The sequence below is a fragment of the Nonlabens sp. genome, assembly GCF_047636915.1.
Lineage (GTDB): Bacteria > Bacteroidota > Bacteroidia > Flavobacteriales > Flavobacteriaceae > Nonlabens.
Map to the genome: position 1 here is coordinate 1 of NZ_JBLIGN010000059.1, position 16,595 is coordinate 16,595.

Annotated in this window: 12 protein-coding genes; 8 read left to right on the forward strand and 4 right to left on the reverse strand. The window is 37.9% G+C overall.

What is annotated here, in order from left to right; all coding sequences use genetic code 11:
* The 6 genes from ACJAT0_RS09405 to ACJAT0_RS09430 all read left to right on the forward strand — a co-directional run.
* A partial coding sequence (locus ACJAT0_RS09405; protein ID WP_415181445.1) for a tetratricopeptide repeat protein occupies positions 1 to 1,404 on the forward strand: 1,404 nt, incomplete at its 5' end.
* Positions 1,405 to 1,427: 23 nt separating this feature from the next.
* Positions 1,428 to 1,751: a DUF4286 family protein gene (locus ACJAT0_RS09410; RefSeq protein WP_374002450.1), complete on the forward strand. Its 324-nt coding sequence runs from the start codon at positions 1,428 to 1,430 to the stop codon at positions 1,749 to 1,751.
* Between the two features lie 181 nt (positions 1,752 to 1,932).
* A complete protein-coding gene (gene rsmA / locus ACJAT0_RS09415; protein WP_415181446.1) occupies positions 1,933 to 2,769 on the forward strand; it encodes a 16S rRNA (adenine(1518)-N(6)/adenine(1519)-N(6))-dimethyltransferase RsmA in 837 nt (278 codons plus the stop codon).
* A gap of 366 nt (positions 2,770 to 3,135) precedes the next feature.
* Complete coding sequence (gene trxA, locus ACJAT0_RS09420; protein ID WP_374002448.1) at positions 3,136 to 3,456, forward strand: thioredoxin; 321 nt, start codon at positions 3,136 to 3,138, stop codon at positions 3,454 to 3,456.
* A 183-nt stretch (positions 3,457 to 3,639) separates the two neighbouring features.
* Positions 3,640 to 4,638, forward strand: coding sequence for an NADP-dependent oxidoreductase (locus ACJAT0_RS09425; protein ID WP_415181447.1), 999 nt, complete (start codon positions 3,640 to 3,642; stop codon positions 4,636 to 4,638).
* Positions 4,639 to 4,768: 130 nt separating this feature from the next.
* Positions 4,769 to 5,698, forward strand: a complete 930-nt coding sequence (locus ACJAT0_RS09430; RefSeq protein ID WP_415181448.1) for a DUF58 domain-containing protein — start codon at positions 4,769 to 4,771, stop codon at positions 5,696 to 5,698.
* A gap of 150 nt (positions 5,699 to 5,848) precedes the next feature.
* On the opposite strand, the gene ACJAT0_RS09435 is transcribed toward ACJAT0_RS09430, so the two are convergent.
* The 4 genes from ACJAT0_RS09435 to ACJAT0_RS09450 form a co-directional block, all read right to left on the reverse strand.
* On the reverse strand, positions 5,849 to 8,578 hold the full coding sequence (locus ACJAT0_RS09435) for an alpha-amylase family glycosyl hydrolase (protein WP_415181449.1): 2,730 nt from the start codon (positions 8,576 to 8,578) through the stop codon (positions 5,849 to 5,851).
* A 70-nt stretch (positions 8,579 to 8,648) separates the two neighbouring features.
* The gene (locus ACJAT0_RS09440) at positions 8,649 to 9,746 is read right to left on the reverse strand and encodes a SusE domain-containing protein (protein ID WP_415181450.1); all 1,098 of its coding nucleotides are present in this window, start codon (positions 9,744 to 9,746) and stop codon (positions 8,649 to 8,651) included.
* Positions 9,747 to 9,765: 19 nt separating this feature from the next.
* Positions 9,766 to 11,361, reverse strand: a complete 1,596-nt coding sequence (locus ACJAT0_RS09445; protein ID WP_415181451.1) for a RagB/SusD family nutrient uptake outer membrane protein — start codon at positions 11,359 to 11,361, stop codon at positions 9,766 to 9,768.
* Between the two features lie 12 nt (positions 11,362 to 11,373).
* A complete protein-coding gene (locus tag ACJAT0_RS09450) occupies positions 11,374 to 14,277 on the reverse strand; it encodes a SusC/RagA family TonB-linked outer membrane protein (protein WP_415181452.1) in 2,904 nt (967 codons plus the stop codon).
* 191 nt (positions 14,278 to 14,468) lie between these two features.
* Between ACJAT0_RS09450 and ACJAT0_RS09455 the strand changes: the two genes are divergently transcribed.
* On the forward strand, positions 14,469 to 15,488 hold the full coding sequence (locus ACJAT0_RS09455; RefSeq protein ID WP_415181453.1) for a LacI family DNA-binding transcriptional regulator: 1,020 nt from the start codon (positions 14,469 to 14,471) through the stop codon (positions 15,486 to 15,488).
* A gap of 278 nt (positions 15,489 to 15,766) precedes the next feature.
* On the forward strand, positions 15,767 to 16,595 hold an 829-nt coding region (locus ACJAT0_RS09460; protein WP_415181454.1), incomplete at its 3' end, for an MFS transporter.

Genomic DNA, 16,595 nt, shown 5'->3' on the forward strand with positions numbered 1-16,595 from the left:
GAGCAGCGCAATGAACTCGATGAAGCTATTGAAGCTTATGAAAAAGGAATGGCGCTTAATGACAAGCTGGACTATAATTTCCAGTTGGCCAAATTATATGGGGAACAAGGAAATATAGAAAAGATGTTTGATAAAAACATCCAGCTTATTGAGGGAAATCCAGTTTATAGACCGCGAGCACAAGCCCTGTTTTCTCAATACGTAACTGATGATGCAGAGAATGAAGGAAACAAACTTTTAAGGAAAGTACTGCTATTGCGCCTGCGCAATCAACCAGACCCTATCTACAACCAACTGCTGTCCTGGCTTTTTGTACAACAAAAGGATTTTAAAAAGGCATTTATCCAAGAAAAAGCTATCTATAAGCGTGAGGAAACCAATATGGATAACATTCGGGATCTGGTAGTAACTGCTATAGATGAAAATGACCTGGAAGCGGCAGATGAGATTCTGGATTATATGATTGAAGAATCACAATCGATAAATGTGAAGTACCTAGCGCAAAGCCTTAAAATAAAACTAAAAGCTGCAGCAGCGACTTCAGACGAGTATGAGGCTATTCTACAAGATTATGAAAGGCTCTTCTTAATTTATGGTACAGAAAAAGAGACTTTTAGGTTGCAGTTGGACTACGCAAGATTTTTAGCTTTTAAAATGGAGCAAGCTCAAAAAGCAACCGATTTACTTATAGTGTTAGAACAAACAAATCTCAGTAAATTTCAAAAAGCAGATGTGAAAATGCTGCTAGCAGATATTCTTGTTTTGCAAGAGCAATTCAATCGTGCTTTAATTTTTTACAGTCAGATTCAGAATGATGTGCCTAACGATTTACGTTCCCAAGAATCGCAGTTTAAAGTGGCCCGGACTAGTTATTATCAAGGCGATTTTCCTTGGAGCCTGACTCAATTGAAAGTGTTGCGCAGCGCAACTAGCAAATTGATAGCAAATGACGCCATGGAGCTAAGCCTGACTATTGCAGACCACTCTATAGAAGACACCACGTTTGTTGCGTTGAAAGCTTTCGCGAAAGCGGAATTAAAACAATACCAGAACAAACGATCTGAGGCCATTACTTTGTACAGTCAGTTACTGTTAGATCACAAAGGAGACCCTATTGAAGACGAAGCATTGTTAAAACAAGCATACTTATATGAGGTGGAAGGAAGGATGGAACAAGCTAGAGATAATTACCAACTCATCATCGATAATTATGGAGATGGCATCCTTTCAGATGATGCGCATTACAGACTGGGATTGTTATATCAAGAACAGCTTGCAGATCCATTAAAAGCAAAAGAACTTTTTGAAAAAATAATATTTAGCCATGCAGATAGTATTTACTTTGTAGATGCGCGCAGGCGATATCGCAGGCTGCGTGGTGATCAAAACGATAAGGCTTTTTAATTTTAAATCAATTTATTTCATTTATGGTTATTTATAATGTCACTTGTAATATGCATTCTTCACTAGAGGCAGAGTGGATTCCTTGGATAAGAGAACATATTGCAAAAGTATTGGGTACAGGCCTTTTTATAGATGCAAGGTTTACCAGAGTTCTTGTAGAAGATAAAGATGGATACAGCACTTTCTCTATTCAGTACAAAGCGATAGATAAAGAAGCGCTTCAAAAATATTATGATGATTTTGCACCCGCATTGAGGCAAGAAGGATTGACTAAGTTTGGTGAACGTGTACTTTCGTTTAGAACAGAACTGGAATTGATCGATGAGTATAATGTGAGGCGTGATTAGTTGGTGAATTTGTGAGCCGTGAGTTAGGAGTTCAAAGGAGTGCCATTTTGTTGCGAACGACAAAACAATACGACTGACAACCCAGTTGCCCGTCGGACATCTTCCCAAAGGGAAGAATCTTTAAACCATGAAAAGACTCAAATAACTAATAACCGACAACTAACACACTGATAATCATAGTTTGGCTAAATATAAAAAATACACCTCGTTTGATAAAGGCGTTACCGCAAAGAAACACCTAGGACAGCATTTTCTTAAAGATGACAGTGTTGCTATACGCATTGCAGACTCTTTGAGCTACAAAGGTTATGATCAAGTTCTTGAAATAGGACCAGGAACCGGGGTGCTTACAAAGCATATCATTAGAAAAGAAATTAAAGTTACTGCTTTAGAATTGGATCGAGAGTCAGTTGCTTATATGAAACAAACTTTTCCTATAGAACATTCTAAAATTGTAAATGAAAGTACTTTCGAAGTGATAGAAGCAGATTTCCTAAAGAAAAATTTGAAAGATATTTATGGAGATGGTTCATTTGCTATTATAGGGAACTTCCCCTACAATATAAGTACTCAAATTGTTTTTAAAACTATTGAAAATAGAGATCAGATTCCAGAATTCGGAGGGATGTTTCAAAAAGAGGTGGCTAAACGTATTTGTGCGCTGCACGGTTCAAAAACATACGGGATATTATCTGTTCTATCACAAGCCTATTTTCATGCAGAGTATTTGTTCACTGTGGGCCCAGAAGTATTTAACCCGCCGCCCAAAGTAGATAGTGGTGTGTTGCGTTTAACACGTAAAGAAGACTACAATGATTTACCGTGTTCCTATGCAAAGTTGCGTCAAGTAGTAAAACTAGCGTTCCAGCAACGTCGCAAGACCTTGAGAAATTCCTTGAAAACAATGGATTTACCTGATGCGATGCGAGAAAAAGAAATTTTCAATTTACGACCAGAGCAGATAAGTGTAGAAATGTTTGTAGAGTTGGTGCAGGAGATGGAGGCTTTGGAGTCTTAAAATATAAAGAAATAAAGAGGCGCATCCAGATGTAATAGCAGTGCAGCTGGGATAAAAATAGGAGCGGCAGAACGCAATGCTTATGGAGATATGATAACTTCTAACCAGTACCACAAACTTTTAATCGCATCAAAATTTAGCTCTTATATCACTGACTATTAGTATTTTACCAGCTCAGATAGGATTAAAACCGACGTTGTGGATGGTGAGAGCAGTTAAATGTCCAAACGCTTCTTATGGGAAATAACATTTGAAATCCCAATACATTAAAAACTATAATATCAATATAAGCAACTACAATACTTGAATCGTGTGTATGGGCTTAGATTTGTTTAACTTTGTACTTTACTAATTAAAGAAAATAACATGGCACTAGAAATAACAGATGCAAACTTTGAAGAAACAGTATTAAAAAGTGATAAACCAGTATTGGTTGACTTTTGGGCGGCATGGTGTGGACCTTGTCGTATGGTAGGACCCATCATTGATGAGGTTTTTACCGAGTATGCTGACAAAGCTGTAGTAGGTAAAATGGACGTGGATGCAAATCAAGAATTTGCGGCTAAATACGGCGTGCGTAACATTCCTACAGTATTGGTTTTTCAAAACGGTGAAGTAGTAGGTCGTCAGGTAGGAGTTGCTCCTAAGAATGCTTACACAGATGCTTTGGACGCTCTTTTAACCTAGTATTCAAGATATATAATGATTGAGCCTGCTCTTTTGGAGCGGGCTTTTTAATGCTCTTTTTTCAGATTGGTATGAGGCTGAATTTTTTTTTTGCAGCAAGTTGGAATTTCTAGCCATACTTTAGTAAAATACTAATACAGTGCTAATGGCTATTGTGTTATCTTGATATCAAAGCAACACATCATGAGCAAGACCATAGTATTAAAGCACAGACCTGAAGGAATCCCAAAGGCAACTGATTTTGAAATTATTGAAGAGGAACAGCCGCTACCAAATAACGGAGAAGTATTGTTGAAAACAAGATATATTTCTGTAGATCCTTATTTGCGAGGACGCATGCGGGACGAAAAGTCCTATATAGAACCATTTCAACTAGAGAAGCCTGTAGCGTCAGCTATAGTTGCTGAGGTGGCAGAAAGTAAGCATGACGACTTTAAAAAGGGAGATTTTCTTACTGGAATGCTTGAATGGAAAGAATTTCAGACCTCTAAAGCAAAAGAATTACGCAAAGTAGATCCTCAACAAGTTCCACTAAGCGCCTGTTTGGGGGTTTTAGGAATGACAGGACTAACAGCATTTTTTGGTTTGAATAGGATAGGAGCACCTAAAAAGGGTGAGACGCTTTTAGTTTCTGATGCTGCTGGTGCCGTAGGTTCTATTGTTGGGCAGATTGGGAAAATCAAAGGGATGAAGGTAATTGGCATTGCGGGAACTGATGAAAAAGTGGCCATGCTCAAAGATAAATTTGGTTTTGACACTGCCATGAATTATAACAAAGTTAGCGATATGACCAATGCCATTAAAGAACATGCTCCAGACGGTGTAGATGTTTATTACGATAATGTTGGAGGAAGTACACTGGATGCAGCAATGAAGAATATGAATCGATTCGGTCGTGTGGTAAATTGTGGTGCCATCTCGCTTTATAATGAAACTGAGCTACCCACCGGCCCTAGGTTAGAAACAACTTTAGTAAAAAAAAGCATCAAGATGCAGGGTTTTATAGTGAACAATTATGAGAAAGATTTCTCGGAAGGTATCCAGCAACTCTCTCGATGGTTGAGGGAAGGAAAGTTACTGCATGAAGAAACTATTATGGAAGGATTTGATAAAACTCCACAAGCGTTTATAGATCTTTTCAATGGGAAGAACAAAGGCAAAATGGTGGTTAAGGTCTATTAGGTAGTTGAGATCTATTTGTTTGTTTTGTTTTCGCTTTCGCGGAAGCGAGAATAGAACAAACCCATAACTACTAGTAACAAGCAGATAGGTATGGTCGGAGATTCCTGCTTTATTTTATTATCTTCACCTTATGAACGTACAACAAGAACTCCATAAAACTTCTGGGTTTAAAAACTTACAATTACTGGCTAGTCAGGTGGTCGAGGGGTATATAAGTGGTATGCACAAATCCCCTTTTCATGGTTTTAGTGCGGAGTTTGCGGAGCATAGAATTTACAATCCTGGCGAAAGCACACGTCATATAGACTGGAAGTTGTACGCAAGAACAGACAAGCTGTATACAAAAAGATACGATGAAGAGACCAACCTACGTTGTCATCTCATAGTAGATAACAGTCCGTCCATGCATTACCCAAAGACTAAAAATCAGGAAATAGGATCGCTTAATAAAATAGGTTTTACGGCGCTGGCAGCAGCGAGCGTCATGAATTTATTGAAGAAACAGCGCGATGCGGTAGGATTAAGTATTTATGCAAATGAGTATGAGTATTATGCCCCGGAAAAAGGAAGTGAAAGACACCACAACATGTTGCTGGACCAACTGTCAAGAATAAGTAGTGAAAAGCCTAGTGGTCAAACCACCGATACTTATAAATACCTTCACGAAATTGCAGAAAACATAAAACGGAGATCCCTGATATTTCTTTTTACAGATATGTTTCAAAGCGATAGACATGAAGACGATTTGTTTGAGGCCTTAAGACATTTAAAATACAACAAACACGACGTAGTTCTTTTTCATACCTATGATAGTACCACTGAGGTTAACTTTGATTTTTCAAACAAACCAACTCGCTATACAGATGTAGAGACTGGCGCGTATATCAACCTTTATGCAGATAATGTAAGAGAGGAGTATCAGAAAGTGGTAAAAGAATACTTTGAAAAACTACGGGTGCGCTGTGGGCAAAATAAGATCAAGTACATGCCAGTAGATATTCAACAAAATTTTGATGTGGTGATGACCACATTTCTTTTAGAACGACAACTATTCAGATAGAGACACTCACATTCTAATTTAAATAGACCACCTGATTTTACTTTAGGTCAGGTTTTTTTATAAAAAAAAAGCCCATCCGAAGATAGGCCCAAAACAAATGAAAAATCATAAAATGTGTATTGGTTGCTAAGCAATTGCATGGAGAGATATTTAGTTTTTAATAAATTTCTCCACTTGAACAGTATCAGCATTTATTAATTCTACAAAATAAATACCTCGTCTTAAATTGCTTATTTCATAAAAGGTTTGTGATCCATGAAAGCTCATGACACGTTGTCCAGAGACATTATAAATAGTCACCCGTTCTACTTCTTGAGATAATTTAAAGGTCTCTGAAGCTGGATTAGGAAACAAACGTATCAATGGAGATGAAGCAGTGTGGTCTTCATTACTCAATGGATCCTGTAGTTGTTGAGTCGTATATAATTTATAGGCACCGGGCTGTAGATTAATTAAAGCCGTTTGATTCGTAATATTCACTGCCGTGTTGTTGTTAAAATAGTCATACCAAGTTCCCGTCTGAGAGAAGTTGGGATTTACATTTTGACTAACGACATCAAAGTTTGCAATAACAACTGCATCAAACTGACTTCCATTAAGATAAATTCTTTTTACCAACCCAGCTAGATCAAGGTTATTATTGGTCGTATTAAAGGTATCTGGATACCGTGTTTTAAAATTAATCATAGTGGCGGTCACATTATAAAGATCCATACGATCTGCATCTGTGTCATAATTTAAGGTCCATGGAATAGGTTTGCGTCCTGTACGACCGTTTAAATCAATATCTATTTCATAACCCAACTCTCCAAATTGCCACAGCATTTTGGGGCCAGGAATGCTATACAGTATTGCGGCTACGGCTTCTTGTCTATCTAAAGCAACAGGCAGTATTCTTATGTTATGAGCTGGATTTGATGTATTCCCAAAGGCTAGATTTCTATTCATTAAACGCTGTTCGTCATGACTCTCTGCATAAGCAACTAAATGTTGCTCATTCCAGCCACGTGATAAAAAGTACGAGCGGAAAACGTTATTATTACTATTGAATCCCATAGAGTTCTGATTAAACTCATCACTCATTTTTCCCCAGAGCATGAAACCGTCATTTGCAAGAACGGTTTCTTCCGCATTATCCCCTAGATGCTCAAGAATCATGTAAATGTCATTACTTGTTGCATTCCAAATCGTGTTTTTATAGTCGTTTAAGATATCTACTCTAGATTGATCATAAGCATTCCATGCGCCTATATTCCCTACAGTTAGGTTTTGAGTAAATCCTTTTGATAAGTCAAAACGGAATCCATCAACACGGTATTCATCAATCCAGTACTGTAAGGTTTGTTTTACATACTCTTTAGTCCATTGACTTTCATGATTAAAGTCATACCCTACATTGAAATCATGAGTTGGGGTAACGTTCAAATAAGGATTATTTGCAGCAGGTCTAAAGTTAGCTTGGTCCCACCATAATTGACACAATGGAGACTGGCTAAATGCGTGATTGTATACAACATCTACAATAACAGCTATACCCTTTGAGTGACATAGATCTATCAATTCTTTAAATTTATCTGCCGTACCATAGGCTTTATCGAGTGCTCCATGATATTTGGGATTATAGCCCCAGCTGTCTGTTCCTTCAAATTCATTAACAGGCATTATTTTAAGAGCATTTATACCCAGTGTTTCTAAATAATCCAATCGATTAATAACCTCTTGAAAGCTATCCTCTTCAGAAAAATCACGAACTAAAAGCTCATAAAAAACTAGATTTTCTTGATCGGGTCTTTGAAAATTACTGGTCGTCCATGTATAAGGTGTCTCTTGATACGTATGTAAGGAGAGGTCACCAGTGGTTTGTCCATCTGGGTATGTTGGTAGATTAGGGTAATTACCAGGTTTTATAAACTGGTCACTTCCCGGATCAAGAATCAATTCAGAATATGGATCAGCTATTTTAAGGCTGTAATCTACTAGATATTGGTATTGAAACGTTTGGTTTACAGAAAATTCTGTTGCTGGAACAGTGAGCCAAAAGTAAGCACCGTCTTTATTCATCTGGTAATTTGTTTCTAGATTCCAGTTGCTAAAATCACCCACAAGAATCACATCATCTTTAAGAGGTGCAGCAAGCAAGAAAGTAACGCTGCCATCAGGATTTTCATTTACTCCATTTTTTAACCCTGTAGGTCGCGGTAGATTTTGAGTCGCTGCGGGAACATAAACGTTCACTGTAGCACTAGATGTATCTGTGCCATTATTAGCATTGATAGAAATAGCATAAGATCCAGAACTTGTGAATGTGTAAGGGCTAGTGATACTCGTCGCATTAGTTGTTGCAATACTGGAACCATTAACGCTAAGGTCAAGAGCTGTATTTTGGGAAGAGTCTCCAGATACTGTTATGGATTGGTTCACACTAAATACAGCGCCATTTTGAGGCGAAGTTATGGTTGTATTCAATCCAGGTAGGAAGATATCGAGAAAAATGTCTGGGTTCGTTTGTGCGGTTGCTGCTGAGTTTCTGATAACTAAACATATTTCAGAAACCACATCTCCTGGTGCAACATTATAAAATTGCTCAATGCTAGAGCCTAAGCTAAGTTGATAATTGTTGCCACCAGCATTTACAAATTGGGGTGCACCACTATTTTCCGTAAAATTTGGGACAATAATATTTTGCCAGCGTTGTCCATTTATAGTCACCCCAGTATAGGCATATAGGGTGCCCGTAACATTTTCTAGTGCCGTGCCGGTGGCATCAAAATTTAGGGTAACAGGATCATTTTGGGTTGCTGTAGAAGGCGTTATTGTTACTTGCGCTTTCGCGAAAGCAAAACAAATAAAGGCCATAAAACATAAAGTACAGTTCTTCATAACTTGAGTTTTTAGCTAAAAAAGGGCTCCTCAAAGCCCTTTTTTAATAATAATAATAGGAATGCTATTTTTAAATTGATGTAGCGGTATAAGAGTAAGCACGTGGTATACTTAAGTCTAGTTCTATTTTATATAAGCCTGGTGCTTCCGTAAAATTTACATCTCCAGCATTAAATTGAAGTGTTCCATCACCATCTACCCCGAAATTATTTTGTGGACTACCCCAGTCATCATTTGCTCTAAATTTAAAAGCGTCTTGAGTCATGTTGACATCTACTTCCCATTTTCTAGAGGTTGGGTTGTAAGTCATATCTGTATCTGGGTCATTCCAAGAGTTAGGAGTTGCTGCACCTATCAATGCCCAACTAGTAGCCGTTGCTGACCAAGAGGCATCATTAGTACCAGGATCACCATCAGGATCTGTATCGACCTGGATATAATAATATCCTGGTCCAGTTACAGAAAGGTCGCCACCAGCTAGATCTAACATTCCTGTTCCTCCATCACCATAAGCTTCATCCCAGTCTTGCTCTAAGGTAATTTTGAAATTAGGGGATAGTACATTCATGTATACAAAGCCTTCATATGCGGTACTGCCAAATTCTACAGCCTCTATGTAAGGTGTTAGAGGGTCTTGTGGAGCCCAGTCAGCGCCATAGCCACTAGCCGCAGCATAGTTTCCAGGGATCCATAATTTAGGACTTTCTGTGGTGTAAGGAGTGACTGGAAATACAAGAATATCAGAAAATAACGTTTCCATACTTGCATCAGCGGTGGTTCCTTTAACCCGCATGGCAACAATTCCTTCTGTAAAAGGAGTTAAACCCAGCGTTGCTGAGATTTCATTTAGTCGCTCTACACTTAAACCTACATTGTCGCCGTTTGTTGAGGTTACAGAAATAGCATTGTCAAAGTTAGATGCGTCATTAGAGGCCTCTACTTCATAGGTTACTGAAATAGGGGTTTGAAAGGTCACTGTATTCCAAACCAGTCTTTCTGCTAGATTATCCTTGGTATCAAATGTTAATATGTAGGATGATGAAGCAGTTGATTTAAAGGATAACTGACCTTCTGGTTGGTCGATGAAGAACTCTTCATCATTATCACTACATGATATTGCTGTCGCAATCGCTAGAAAGGAGAACAAAAGAATAGAAAACTTTTTCATATTATAATTTTTTACGATATTAATATCCAATATTCTGGATGAGATTTGAATTTAAATTAAGTTCTGTGGTAGGAATAGGATACAGGTTTCTGAAGGAAGCAGTTGTGGTGCCATTTTGAACATTTCCTTTCCATTCCCAAATTCCGTTGGAAGAGAATTGATTGAAACGAATTAAGTCTTGTCTTCTATGCCCTTCCCAATATAGTTCTCTTGCTCTTTCATCAATAATGAAGTCTAATGTAAGATCACTGTCGTCTATTCCATTAAGATTGTTTCCATAAGCTCTTTCTCTTAAGGTATTTATATATCCTACGGCTGTACCGGCATCGCCGCCGGCGCCTCTAGCTACTATTTCTGCATACATTAAATAGGCATCAGCAAGTCGGAAAACTGGTAAGTCGGTACTGACAAAAGTTGGATTAACTCCTGGCGTTCCGTTTAATTCAATATTTTGAAATTTAACAATGGCAAAACCGTTATTGAAATTACCCACGTCTGCAATGCTTTTAGTTTGTCCTTCATCAAAAAAGTTTTCGCGTCCATCAGCTGAATTTTCTTCATTAGGAAATAGCTCAACAAATTCTGGAGTGGTTCTTAACCCACCCCAACCAGCATCTAATCCGTATACTGCAGGGTCCATGATGGTTCCACCTACCGCTGCGTGAGATAGAAAAGTAGTGCCACCGAATGTTTGAGTGTTGTCACCATCAAAATTAATAGTCCAAATAAACTCATTTTGAGCTCCGTTAGAATCATTGTCAGCAAGAAACAACGCAGGATATCCTAAGGCTGTATCTACCGAAAAACCTTGACTAATGACGCTATTCGTATAAGTAAGCGCATCTGTATATCGTGCAGTTCCGGTATATACTTCTGCATTTAAATATAATTTTGCGAGTAACATTTGTGCTGCTGCTTGACTCACTCTGCCGTATTCGTTTCCTCTTCCAGCTGGAAGATCATCCATGATGGTTAATAATTCAGATTCTATGTAGTTAAAAAGATCACTTCTGGAAATATAAGCAGGCAATTCAGAACCGTCTGCTGCTGTATTTTCTGTAGTGAAGGGCATAGTGCCAAAAAGGTCCATTCCATGATAATAAGAATAAGCTCTTAAAAAACGTGCATCACTGACATAACTTTTTACTAATGCTGATTCTTCGCTAGATAATCCAGCATTTGCAATTGCGGCATCTGAGGACTCTTTTATAAAAGCATTATTTATGGTTACTTGATAGCCTATCCTTGCGAACATAGCCGCTATGAACTCATTATCTTTAGTCCAATTTTGATAATGTAAATCTCTGATAGTTCCATCGTTCCAAGCAATGATTGCTTCGTCTGTAGAAAGCTCTTGAAGTTTCCAGTACAACCTACCATAATTAGAAAAGCCACCGTCAATTCCTGCAATGTCAGCAGCGCCGTCGCCTCCTTGCTGTCCGCCAATAATTAGTCCAGCATAAAGCTTAGCCCATCTTCCTTGAAAGTCTTCCAGACTAGAAAGCGGTCCAGAAGCCTCGGTGTTTCCTTCTGGCTCTAGATCCAAAGTATCATCGCAAGCAACTAGAGTTGCCACAGCAAAAAACAATATGATAATCGATTTATATATTTTCATTTTATTAAAAGTTTAAAATTCAAAATTAAGGCCAAAAATAAGTCCCCTACTCCTTGGGAAAATTGCACCATCTACACCATTTCCTATTTCAGGATCTAGACCGCTATAATCAGTAATTACAAATAAATTTGTTCCTGTTACAGAAGCTCTGATGTCTACTTGGTCTGTGTTAAAGGTATATCCTAGTGAAAGGTTATCTAATCTTACAAAATCTGATTTTTCAATATATTCACTAGAGAACAGTAAGTTAAGTGGTCCACTTTGGAAACGATCATCTATAAATCCACCAGTAGTATTGTTAAGCCATTCTCCTGGATTGTTAGTTATGGCTTCTGTGTTTTCTCTGGCAGCTCTTACATTATTGTAGTTGTAACCACCTACTGCGCCTCTCAGTGTAAAGCTCATGTCAAATCTCTTATAATTAAAGTTGGAGGTGAAACCAAAAAAAGCATCTGGATTACCTTGCTTGTAACGTACCCGGTCATCACTATTGATAACGTTATCACCATTGCGATCTGCAAAAACACCGTCCAGCGGTCTCCCATCTGGCCCATATACTTGGCGATAAACTAAGAAAGATGTAGGGTCGGCTCCTACTGCCCATTCTTGAATGAAATTATTAAAGCCTTGTCCTCCTATCGGAGTTTGAGATATTGGGGCGTCATTGGTTCCTAAGGAAAGATCCGTAATTTCAATTTCACTGAAGGTAAGATTACCTCCTATATTCCAGTTAAAGTTTTCCGTTGTAACGACTTTTAGGTTAGCATCAATTTCAATACCCCTACTTTGGGTAGCGCCTACGTTTTGCAATGCAAAGTTTCCTAAAGAGCCTACACCTAAAGGGCCAAATTGAAGTAAATCCTCCGTATCTCTTGTGTATACATCTACAGATCCTGTTAGACGGTTATTAAAAAATCCGTAATCCACACCTAAGTTCCATTGATTCGTTTTTTCCCAAGTAAGGTTTGTAACGAGTTCAGGTCTTATAGTAGTGTAAAATTGATTCCCTATTTGAACTTGCGCTTGAGCATTACTAGGGGTAGATCGCGGCAGATACAAAAAGTCTTGACCTATATCTTGTTGTCCAGTAATACCATAGCCACCTCGAATTTTAAGTTGAGAAATAAAACCACTATTTTGAATAAAATCAGTATTGGTCAACTTCAAACCTGCACTTGCTCCACCAAATGTTCCCCAGCGATTCTCTGGCGAGAACCTTGATGTTCCATCACGTGAAACGCTTGCAGAGAGTACTAATAAATCCTTAATATCTATAGAAGCTCTTCCAAAAAGAGAAATCAATCTATTTTCATTAAAGGCTTCAAAGGGATCTATAGCTATACCATTATTGTCTTGACTAAAACTAACACTTTCTCTTCTAAAGGCTTGTAAGCTGCTACCTAAGGTAAGTTCTAATTTGGAGTCTATACCTTTTAGGTCAGTTTTGTAATCAAATCTGCCATTAATAAGTTGGTTAACTCGTATACCGTTAGAACTAGATTGTAAACCGGTAGGTGTTAATCCGACTCCTGAATTTGGGAGTCTATTAGAAAAGGAATCAAATTCGTTATAATCGATACCTATAGTACCGTTAAATCTCAAGCCTTCTACTCTAGGAATTTTATAGTCTGCTTGAAGGGTTGTACGTATTTGGTTGTTGTTTGTCGCAGCGCTTAAACTCTCTAATAAGCCCAATGGATTCCTTGGTGCATTTGGGTCAACGGTACCATTACCTTGAAAGTATTCAAAAAAACCATTAGGACCGTTGGGATCAAAGATTGCTTGAGTAGGGTCAAAGTCAATTGCAGACCCTATGGCTCCTTCATCTGCATTGCGTATTTCTTCCAATGCGCCTTGTATACTAAGGGTTAATTTTAGATCATTGTTCAGTAATTTCTGAATAACACTCGCATTTAAGCTCGCTCTTTCATAACCAGAACTTTTAAGCGTACCATTTTGGTTGGTATACTCTATGTTAGCCCGTAAAGCGGTATTGTCAAAACCTTTTTGTAAGGTTATATTATGTATGGCGCGAGTTGCAGTTTGATAAATTTCATTTTGCCAGTCTGTGTTGGCGTCACCTAATAATGCGATTTCTTCTGGAACACCTCGTTCGTTTATAATACTTCTGAATTCATCTCCTGTTAATACATCTAGGCGACCTGCATTATTATCTATTGCAAACTGAACGTTATAACCTACCTGCAAATCACTGCTTAATTTCCCCTTTTTAGTAGTAATAAGGATCACTCCGTTTGAGGCTCTGTTACCATATATAGCAGTAGCACTTGCATCTTTGAGTATGGTAAAGCTTTCGATTTCAGATGGGTTGATGGTATTGAGGTTTGCGTTGTTAGAGTCTAGAGGGATTCCATCTACTACATAAAGAGGATCTGCATTGGCACTCAAGGTAGAGCCAGCCCTTACTCTTATCCGAGGTCCATCTCCAGGACGACCAGATGCGGCCGTTACTTGCACACCAGCAGCTTTACCTGCAATTAACTGTCCAGGAGAAACGATTGCTCCTTTGTTAAATTCTTTGTCGGTCACGGTGGTTTGCGCTGCTGTGATATTTTCTTTTGTAGTACTACCATAACCTATCAGAACTATAGTGTCGAGCTCAGAAGGGTTTTCTTTTAGTGTAGTATTGATTTCGGTCTGTCCGGCATAAGGAATCTCTTGTGTTGTATACCCTATAAAGGAGAACACAATTACGGCATCTTTGGGAACATTGTTTAACGTGTATTTTCCGTCAAAATCTGTTGACGTACCGTTAGGAGTCCCTTTTACTGAAACAGTTGCTCCTAAAGCTGGTAAGCCGTTAGATTCGAGAACTGTACCAGTTATTACACTTTGTGCAAATGCAAAAAACGGTACTAAAAATAACAGTAAAACTGCTTTGAATTTTTGATTCATTTTTTTGATTTAAATGATTGTTAATGTTGTCTTCTTCACACACGACGGCTAAATTATGTAAAGAAACGGTTACCAAAACGTTTTAACTAGAACATTCTACGAAAACGATTTCGGAAATCTGTAGTCTTATTTTATAGTATCTTCACATTCGCGAAAGCAAAACATACTATAACTCATAACTTAAAGTTATAATGGCTCAAAAGATTACACTAAAGAAAATAGCAAAAGACTTAAAAGTATCTATATCAACAGTTTCAAAGGCTTTAAGGGATTCTCATGAAATAAGTGCAGAGACAAGGAATAAGATCAAAGGGTATGCAAAAGAATTCAATTACAGGCCTAATAGTATAGCGCTAAGTTTAAAGAATCAGAAAACAAAAAAGATAGGAATCATTATTCCCGAAATAGTGCATCATTTTTTTGCAACAGTAATTTCGGGCGTGGAACGTGTGGCAAATGAAAAGGGCTATCAAGTAATAATTACCTTATCTGGAGAAAGTTTTGATAAAGAAGTGGTCAACATGGAGCTGCTGGCTAATGGCAGTATTGATGGCTTTATAATGAGCCTTTCTAAAGAGACCATGGAGAAGCAAGACTTTCATCATTTGAGGGAAGTGACGAATCAAGGTATGCCTATTGTTATGTTCGATCGGGTATGCAACGATATACCCTGTGATAAAGTCATTATCGATGATGTTGCTGCCGGCCACGAAGCAACAGAGTTTTTATTGAGAAAAGGAAGGAATAAACTGGGTATTATTAGTACAGTAGATTATGTAAACGTAGGAAGATTGAGATCCCAAGGCTTTAAACAAGCGCTAGAACAGCGTGGCTTTGTAGTAGAAAACCATCAATTTCTAAAAATAGAAGACATTGATAATTGCGAAAATATTATCGAAAAATTTGTAGTAAACAATGATTTTGATGCGTTAGTAGCGGTAAATGAGCTGTTTGCAGTAACAGCTAGTAAAGCACTACAAAAAGCAGGTAAAAAAATACCGGAAGACGTTGCTATTGTTGCTTTTACCGATGGAATGCTTTCCAAATATGCAAGCCCTACATTAACAACTATAGGACAGAAGGGGGAAGAAATGGGAGGTATAGCTGCCTTAAAACTCATTGAAAAACTGGAATCTAAAGATCATGAGAATGAAAGTTACGAAACCGTTATCGTAAAAACTTCATTTATAGAAAGAGAGTCTACTCCATAAAGGAATAACTTTACAATTCTGCTTAAGGGTATCTTTTGCGGTGAACTTGTTTAAGTGGCTACTCTTTATGTTAATATTAGATCTTTTAAATCTCAATATCTTTTTGAACTACATGGCATCGCTTTGGAGGTATAAAAAGACAATATTTAAATTTTAAAGAACAAAATTTTAGCACATGAAAAAAGTTTAAATAAGTTCAATAATCAAAACTTATCTTCTTCACACACAATAAGTTTTGATAAGTCATAAGGCTTGTCGTCATTAAAAAAAATAACGATATGCAAAAACCTAAGTTAGGTTTCTGGGATATTTGGAACATGAGTTTTGGATTTCTCGGTATTCAGTTTGGTTTTGCCCTTCAAGGCTCTACCATGTCACGTATTTTTGAAACATTAGGAGCTGAAGAGTCTGAGATTCCATTATTATGGATTGCAGCGCCGCTTGCTGGTCTTATTGTACAACCTATTATAGGTTATCTCAGTGATAATACTTGGCATAAAAGTCTAGGACGTCGCCGTCCATTCTTTTTAATAGGCGCTATTTTAAGTTCCATCGCGTTGATTTTTATGCCCTATTCTTCTGAAGTTTGGATGGCAGCTGGTTTACTTCTTGTTCTTGATGCTTCCATTAATATTTCTATGGAACCTTTTAGAGCATTAGTTGCAGATAAGCTTCCAGAATCACAACGCAGTTATGGTTTTGTAGTACAGACCTTAATTATAGGGGTAGGTACATGGTTGGCCAGTAACTTACCTAAATGGGTGAATAATACATTGGAGATTTCAAATGAAGCCGCTCCTGGCGTTGTTCCTGACTCTGTAAAAGTAGCTTTTGGGGTGGGTGCTTTTGTTTTTATCACTTCTATTCTAGTGACTATTTTTACTACAAAAGAATATTCCCCTGAAGAAATGGTGGCATTTGACGATGCTGGCGAGCCAGAAGAAAAGAAAGGAATGTTTACTACCATTATGGCGACTTATGCACTCATGCCTGATATTATGAAGAGGTTAGGAGTGGTCCAATTCTTTTCATGGTTCGCATTTTTTGCCATGTGGACGCTGGCAAATCCCGCACTAACCAGTCATGTATACAACTCCTCTAAGCCAG

Bases quoted from the DNA above. Each gene is read 5' to 3' on its own strand.
- ACJAT0_RS09410 (WP_374002450.1), top strand. From the start codon at position 1,428: ATGGTTATTTATAATGTCACTTGTAATATGCATTCTTCACTAGAGGCA.
- trxA (WP_374002448.1), top strand. From the start codon at position 3,136: ATGGCACTAGAAATAACAGATGCAAACTTTGAAGAAACAGTATTAAAA.
- ACJAT0_RS09425 (WP_415181447.1), top strand. From the start codon at position 3,640: ATGAGCAAGACCATAGTATTAAAGCACAGACCTGAAGGAATCCCAAAG.
- ACJAT0_RS09430 (WP_415181448.1), top strand. From the start codon at position 4,769: ATGAACGTACAACAAGAACTCCATAAAACTTCTGGGTTTAAAAACTTA.
- ACJAT0_RS09435 (WP_415181449.1), bottom strand. From the start codon at position 8,578: ATGAAGAACTGTACTTTATGTTTTATGGCCTTTATTTGTTTTGCTTTC.
- ACJAT0_RS09440 (WP_415181450.1), bottom strand. From the start codon at position 9,746: ATGAAAAAGTTTTCTATTCTTTTGTTCTCCTTTCTAGCGATTGCGACA.
- ACJAT0_RS09445 (WP_415181451.1), bottom strand. From the start codon at position 11,361: ATGAAAATATATAAATCGATTATCATATTGTTTTTTGCTGTGGCAACT.
- ACJAT0_RS09450 (WP_415181452.1), bottom strand. From the start codon at position 14,277: ATGAATCAAAAATTCAAAGCAGTTTTACTGTTATTTTTAGTACCGTTT.
- ACJAT0_RS09455 (WP_415181453.1), top strand. From the start codon at position 14,469: ATGGCTCAAAAGATTACACTAAAGAAAATAGCAAAAGACTTAAAAGTA.